This is a genomic window from Microcoleus sp. LEGE 07076 (assembly GCF_015207455.1).
Taxonomy (GTDB): domain Bacteria; phylum Cyanobacteriota; class Cyanobacteriia; order Cyanobacteriales; family Microcoleaceae; genus Microcoleus.
On record NZ_JADEWV010000300.1, the window covers coordinates 1 to 5618 of the forward strand.

Below are 5618 nucleotides of genomic sequence, written 5' to 3' on the forward strand. Positions count from 1 at the left end.
CCATTGGACTTTAGTCCTCACTACGAACCTGCATAATGTTTACGTGAATTATCAAACAATTAAAAACCCGGTTTCTGAAAAAAACCGGGTTATTTAAATCGATGGTGAAGCGCGATTTGCTGTCTAAACTATTCGGAAAATAAAAGGATAGCGGTAAGGTTGGCTAGGAGTTTGCAAAACGTGGAGGATCGCCATTATTGTTAGTCCCCAGTGCAGCAGATAACCTAGAGGAACTAGGATAAAGCCGGCAAGCCCGAAAGTCACCACAGTTAACGCTACAATCGCAGCGCTGTACGCCCATACATTCAGGTGAAAATTGATCGCTTCTGTGGCGTTTTCTTTGACAACGGGGTCATCAGAGACTAACAATACTGCGATCGGCGCTCCGATCGAGAATAGTAAGGTGCTGAAAAAAATCGCCCCGTGGCACACCAGTGATAGCAGCTTCCGCTTGTCGGAGTCGTACATATGACTTTTATTCCTTGACTTTAGTGATAATTTTACCTTCAATAGCAACTCTAGCACAGGCTATAATGGCGATCGGGTGATGATTCCCCTACTTACTTTGTGATGACAACTGAACTCGAAACTGAACTGCTAACTGCCGTTGAACGCCGGCGCAACTTTGCGATTATCTCGCACCCAGACGCGGGGAAAACTACTTTGACAGAAAAGCTGCTGCTTTACGGAGGTGCAATTCACGAAGCAGGTTCTGTGAAAGCGCGGCGGGCTCAGCGACACGCTACTTCTGACTGGATGGCGATGGAACAGCAGCGGGGAATTTCGATTACTTCTACTGTTTTGCAGTTTGAGTATAAAAAATATCACATTAATCTGCTCGATACTCCGGGACACCAAGATTTTAGCGAAGATACTTATCGAACTTTGGCGGCGGCTGATAATGCGGTGATGCTGGAGGATGCTGCTAAGGGTTTGGAACCGCAAACTCGGAAGTTATTTGAAGTTTGTAAATTGCGTAGTTTGCCTATTTTTACTTTCTTTAATAAGCTGGATCGCCCTAGCAGAGATCCTTTGGATTTGTTGGACGAAATTGAAAAGGAATTGGGGTTGCAGACTTATCCGGTGAATTGGCCGATCGGTACTGGCGATCGCTTTAAAGGTGTTTTTGACCGCCGTCAGCGTAAAATTCACTTATTTGAGCGGAGTCAACACGGTTCTCGCGCTGCGATTGATACGGCTATCGAATTGGGAGATCCGCGAATTGAAGAACTTTTGGAACCGGAACTTTACTATCAATTTAAAGATGATTTGGAACTGCTTGATGAGTTGGGAACTGAACTGGATTTAGACTCGGTTAGGGCGGGGAAAATGACTCCGGTTTTCTTCGGCAGCGCTATGAGCAATTTTGGGGTTGAGCTGTTTTTGGATGCGTTTTTAGATTACGGGATGAAGCCGATCGCCCGCAAGAGCAGCGCCGGAGAACTTCCGCCAACTTACGAAGATTTTACGGGGTTTGTGTTTAAACTGCAAGCGAATATGGACCCCAGACACCGCGATCGCGTGGCGTTTATTCGGGTTTGTACGGGCAAGTTTGAAAAGGACATGAACGTGACTCACGCTCGGACTGGTAAAACGGTGCGTTTGTCAAGACCTCAAAAGTTATTTGCTCAGGATCGGGAGTCGATCGAAGTTGCGTATCCAGGCGATGTGATCGGTTTGAACAATCCGGGGGTTTTTGCGATCGGCGATACTATTTACACCGGCCAAAAACTCGAATACGAAGGGATTCCCTGTTTTTCGCCGGAACTTTTTGCTTTTTTGAGAAATCCCAATCCTTCTAAATTTAAGCAGTTCCGCAAAGGCGTTTCGGAGTTGCAGGAAGAAGGCGCAGTACAAATTATGTATTCGGCTGACGAGTCGAAACGCGAACCAATTTTGGCTGCTGTCGGACAGTTGCAATTTGAGGTAGTGCAGTTCAGAATGCAGTCGGAATACAATGTCGAAACCACGATCGATATGTTGCCTTACAGTGTAGCTCGTTGGGTTGACGGCGGCTGGGATGCGCTGGCAAAAGTCGGGCGGTTGTTTAATACGGTGACGGTGAAAGATAGTTGGGGAAGGCCGGTTTTGCTGTTTAGAAACGAGTGGAATTGTCAGCAGGTGGAAGGGGAACACCCTGTTTTGAAATTAAATGCGATCGCCCCTGTGGTTTCGGGTTTGGCTGTTAGCGCGGAGTAGGGAAACCCCGATAAGACCGGGCGGTTGAAACCGCCGTCTACTACATCTTGGGTGATGCTTTGGCGCAATTTGGCAACAAATTCTGTATCGGTGAGAATATCTAAGGTTTCTAACAGTTCAGTCAAATGCGTGTAGCTCATTGCAGCCATAACGGGAACTCCATCTTGAGTGATGATGATAGGCTCATTGATGAGTTCTTGGGGTAGGTTTGGACGCTGCTGCTGTGCTTGGGCAATGGTGAGTCGTTTGGACATGGTTGTACTAGAGCAACATTACTTTTAATTTAGCATTTCGGCCCAACTAACTGATTTTCAGCCGATGACGCTGGTAACGAGTAAATCCAAAATCTAAGATCCCAAATCAAAAATCCAAAATAGATTGACGGCGGCCCCCATTTGCGGCTACGCTTTGAAGCGAGAGGTTGCCTGCTTGTAGAGGAGGCAGCCCGCGCCGCCCAAAAATCTAGTTACGCTGCCCAAAGCTGTTAGCGCAGCAATGGACAGCTCACCGCCAAACTGGGACAAGCAGTCTGGAGGCTCCGAGAATCTTAACACTCTCTGTAGCCACCTTGCTTTGCGTTGCTGTGCGGGGTGGCTGGGTTTTTGGGTTTTTCTAGAAAACCCAAAACCAGGAGAACAGAATATGACTGAAGAATTCGTGCCCGACGATGACAAATCCGTTAGCGCATCCCTCGGCTCAAATAACGAACCAGCAGCAGCATCGGAACAGGAAATTGTGTGTGTAACGGTGACAGGTTCGCCCAAGGGTGTCAGGGAAACCATACTCACTTTGTACCGGCTGGGATTTGCAGAAGTGGGCGATTGGAGTCCCCTACAGCCGGCGGCGAATCCGAAGCAAGTGATGAGCGTGCTGATTCGTCGAAAGCTGGCTGATGATAAATCGTCGAGAAAATCTGGGCGGTAAGCTGCAAGGTTAAATCCTTGTTAGGGCTTACGCATGGGTGGCCAGAAACCGGATTTTTACGAGAATTCTTCGTTTTGATGCGTAGATTCGGGCAAAAACCCGGTTTCTTTGAGGCCTGACGCGCGGGTGGCCAGAAACCGGGTTTTTACGAGAATTCTTCGTTTTGATGCGTAGATTCGGCTAAAAACCCGGTTTCTTTGGTCGGATTTGAAGTTGATTGCGTGTTCAAAGGGAAAACAGAATTTCCCAACTATCTGGAAGAAAAGGAGGAAGAGTGATGCAAAAATACATTGTTTTTCAGGCTGAGTCAGGTGAAGATGAAGGCTGGAGACAAAGAAAACTTCAACACAGTCAAGCTCTCACTTTTATTATTGCAGAAAACTGGGATTCTTCTCAGGAACCGATTCCTGAACCGGGATATCGCCCTGTAGAATTTGTGCGGGTGGAGTCAGAACACGATCCAAATGAACACGCACACAATACTCATTATCGGGTGAGTGATTGGGAGGTTGTGCGGGTACAAACATACACGCCTGATATTCCAACTCCGATGAGCGACTATGACGTAATTGTGATGTGTTACTGTCGGTATAGCCCGATTGATGCTCCTCTGAAATCGATGCCGAAACGACAGGTATCGATCGATTCTTTTGGTGGCGATGAGGTGGCTTACAAGCAATACCTGGAATCGGAGAAGAGCAAGACATATGCGCCGTCAGGTATCAAGTCTTAGGGCTGACTTGTGGGGCCAGAAACCGGGTTTTTTCGATAATTCTTGGTTGTGATTCGTAGATTCGGGCAAAAACCCGGTTTCTTCGATCGCACCCGTGGCCCAGAAACCGGGTTTTTTCGACAATTTTTGGTTGTGATGCACAGATGTGGCCAAAAACCCGGTTTCTTCGATCGCACCCGTGGCCCAGAAACCGGGTTTTTTCGACAATTTTTGGTTGTGATGCACAGATACGGCCAAAAACCCGGTTTCTTCGATCGCACCCGTGGCCCAGAAACCGGGTTTTTTCGACAATTTTTGGTTGTGATGCACAGATACGGCCAAAAACCCGGTTTCTTCGATCGCACCCGTGGCCCAGAAACCGGGTTTTTTCGACAATTTTTGGTTGTGATGCAAAGATGTGACCAAAAACCCGGTTTCTACTTCCCATCGGGCTAACCGCTGACAGTATCCTCACCCAAATTATCGAGAGATTCTTGCAACGAATCACGCCTATCGCGAATTGAATCATCATTAGGAGTAATAGCTAAAGCTCGATTAAACATTTCCAGTGCCTCTTGCCAATTCTTGAGTGCTTCCTGTCTCTCAGATAATTTTTCTTGCAAATCACCCATACTTTTCAGTGTAATTCCTTTGCTCTTGAGAGTATAATTAGAATCTGGTGCAATAAGTAAAGCTTTATTGTAGGCTGCGATCGCCTCAGAGTAAGAGAGTTTTGCAGCCTCAAATTCACTTAGCCGTGCTTGCAAATAACCCAGACCTCGCAGCGCAATCCCTTTGTTGGTGAAAGCACCGACATCATCCGGTGCAATAACTAAAGCAGAATTATAAGCAAAGATCGCCTCTGAGTAAGATAGCTTTGCCGACTCAAATTCACTTAGTTTTAATTGTAAATTACCCAAACTTTGTAGCGCAAGCCCTTTGTTTTTGAAAGCAGAGATAGAACCCGGTGCAATTTGTAAAGCAGAATTGTAAGCTGCGATCGCATCAAAGTAAGAAATTTTTGCCGTCTCAAATTCACTTACCCGTGCCTGTAAATCACCCAGATGTCGCAGCCCAATTCCTTTGTTATTGAGAGCATAATTATCATTTTGTGCAAGCTGCAAAGCAGAAGTGAAGGCAAAGATAGCCTCAGAGTAAGATAGTTGGGCAGTCTCAAATTCACTTAGATTTACTTGTAATTTCCCCAGTCCTATCAGCGCCAACCCTTTGCTGTTTAGAACATAGATATAATCCGGTGCGATTCGTTGAGCAGAATTACAGGAAGCGATTGCCTCAGAGTAAGATAATTTGGCAGCGTCAAACTCATATAGCCGTGTTTGTAAGTCACCCATACATAGCAGCGCAATCCCTTTGTTGTTGAGACAAGAGATATGATCCGGTGCAATTTGTAAAGCTCTAGTGCAGGTAGATATCGCCTCTGAGTAAGAAAGTTTTGCAGCTTCAAATTCACTTATTTCTGCTTGTAAATTACCCAGACATCGCAGCGCTAAGCTTTTGTTGTTGAGCGTAGCTTCATTCTCGGGAGTTATAATGAGTTCGCTATCGTAAGCTGCAACTGCCTCTAAATATTCCTTTTTTGCCTCTGCGTGTCGAGCCAACCGAGCATAGTAATCTCCCTCCGATCGCGAAATTTTGCCCAGCCAAGAATCACTTTTAATCCACAACTCATCTCTAACTCCCAGCAGCGACTCGCATTCCCCGTAACGACTCTTTTCCAAAGCTTCATTAAACACCTCTTTCCATTCCTCCACACCCCGCAGCC

At 46.4% G+C, this 5618-nt stretch carries 7 protein-coding genes; 3 read left to right on the top strand and 4 right to left on the bottom strand.

The window, feature by feature from the left end; translation table 11 throughout:
* Positions 1-123: 123 nt before the first annotated feature.
* Positions 124-468, bottom strand: a complete 345-nt coding sequence (locus IQ270_RS27680) for a DUF4870 domain-containing protein (RefSeq protein WP_193976355.1) — start codon at positions 466-468, stop codon at positions 124-126.
* A 102-nt stretch (positions 469-570) separates the two neighbouring features.
* Here IQ270_RS27680 and prfC point away from each other — a divergent pair, with 102 nt between their 5' ends.
* Positions 571-2199 carry a peptide chain release factor 3 gene (prfC, locus tag IQ270_RS27685; protein ID WP_193976356.1) on the top strand — a complete coding sequence of 543 codons (1629 nt, stop codon included), beginning with the start codon at positions 571-573 and terminating at the stop codon, positions 2197-2199.
* Here the strand turns inward: prfC and IQ270_RS31550 are convergent.
* Positions 2115-2453, bottom strand: a complete 339-nt coding sequence (locus tag IQ270_RS31550; RefSeq protein WP_228056760.1) for a hypothetical protein — start codon at positions 2451-2453, stop codon at positions 2115-2117. The genes prfC and IQ270_RS31550 overlap by 85 nt on opposite strands.
* A gap of 388 nt (positions 2454-2841) precedes the next feature.
* Between IQ270_RS31550 and IQ270_RS27695 the strand changes: the two genes are divergently transcribed.
* Complete coding sequence (locus IQ270_RS27695) at positions 2842-3123, top strand: hypothetical protein (protein ID WP_193976357.1); 282 nt, start codon at positions 2842-2844, stop codon at positions 3121-3123.
* A gap of 277 nt (positions 3124-3400) precedes the next feature.
* Positions 3401-3856 (top strand): hypothetical protein, encoded by a 456-nt coding sequence (locus tag IQ270_RS27700; protein ID WP_193976358.1) that lies wholly within the window; start codon positions 3401-3403, stop codon positions 3854-3856.
* Here the strand turns inward: IQ270_RS27700 and IQ270_RS27705 are convergent.
* Together IQ270_RS27705 and IQ270_RS27710 are read right to left on the bottom strand one after the other, a co-directional pair.
* Complete coding sequence (locus IQ270_RS27705) at positions 3839-4231, bottom strand: hypothetical protein (RefSeq protein WP_193976359.1); 393 nt, start codon at positions 4229-4231, stop codon at positions 3839-3841. The genes IQ270_RS27700 and IQ270_RS27705 overlap by 18 nt on opposite strands.
* Positions 4232-4287: 56 nt before the next feature.
* A partial coding sequence (locus tag IQ270_RS27710) for a tetratricopeptide repeat protein (RefSeq protein ID WP_368670143.1) occupies positions 4288-5618 on the bottom strand: 1331 nt, incomplete at its 5' end.

Excerpts from the sequence above, each read along its gene's own strand:
- IQ270_RS27680 (WP_193976355.1), bottom strand. The coding sequence starts at position 468 with ATGTACGACTCCGACAAGCGGAAGCTGCTATCACTGGTGTGCCACGGG.
- prfC (WP_193976356.1), top strand. The coding sequence starts at position 571 with ATGACAACTGAACTCGAAACTGAACTGCTAACTGCCGTTGAACGCCGG.
- IQ270_RS31550 (WP_228056760.1), bottom strand. The coding sequence starts at position 2,453 with ATGTCCAAACGACTCACCATTGCCCAAGCACAGCAGCAGCGTCCAAAC.
- IQ270_RS27695 (WP_193976357.1), top strand. The coding sequence starts at position 2,842 with ATGACTGAAGAATTCGTGCCCGACGATGACAAATCCGTTAGCGCATCC.
- IQ270_RS27700 (WP_193976358.1), top strand. The coding sequence starts at position 3,401 with ATGCAAAAATACATTGTTTTTCAGGCTGAGTCAGGTGAAGATGAAGGC.